This is a genomic window from Vibrio sp. YT-19(2023), assembly GCF_033337395.1.
Map to the genome: position 1 here is coordinate 1 of NZ_JAWOQN010000838.1, position 582 is coordinate 582.

The following is a 582-nucleotide window of genomic DNA, read 5'->3' on the forward strand; positions in this document are numbered from 1 at the left end:
TACAAATCTTGTCGATTTCATCAATGAAAACAATACCGTTGTTTTCTACGTTGAAAATCGCGGCTTCTTTTAGCTCTTCTTGGTTTACAAGTTTTGCTGCTTCTTCTTCTGCCAGCGCTTTCATCGCGTCTTTGATTTTCAGCTTACGCTTTTTCTTGGTGTCGGCGGTAACGTTTTGGAACATACCTTGTAGCTGGTTGGTCATTTCTTCCATACCAGGAGGTGCCATGATCTCCACACCCATTTGAGGCGCTGCTACATCGATTTCAATCTCTTTATCGTCTAGCTGACCTTCACGCAGTTTTTTACGGAAGATTTGGCGAGTGTTTGAGGTGTCTTCTTTTTGCTCGACTTGACCCCAGCTATCGCGTGCTGGTGGCAGTAGTGCATCGAGAATGCGCTCTTCAGCTTGCTCTTCCGCGCGGAATTTTACTTTTTCCATCGCTTGCTGGTGGGTCATCTTCACAGCGACATCAGTCAGGTCACGAATGATGGTTTCAACTTCTTTACCAACGTAGCCCACTTCGGTGAACTTTGTTGCTTCGACTTTGATAAATGGTGCATTGGCTAGTTTAGCAAGAC

General features: G+C 45.4%; 1 protein-coding gene. It reads right to left on the reverse strand.

Annotation, left to right across the window (positions count from 1 at the left end; genetic code table 11):
* On the reverse strand, positions 1 to 582 hold a 582-nt coding region (locus R7E78_RS28745; protein WP_318058964.1), incomplete at both ends, for an AAA family ATPase.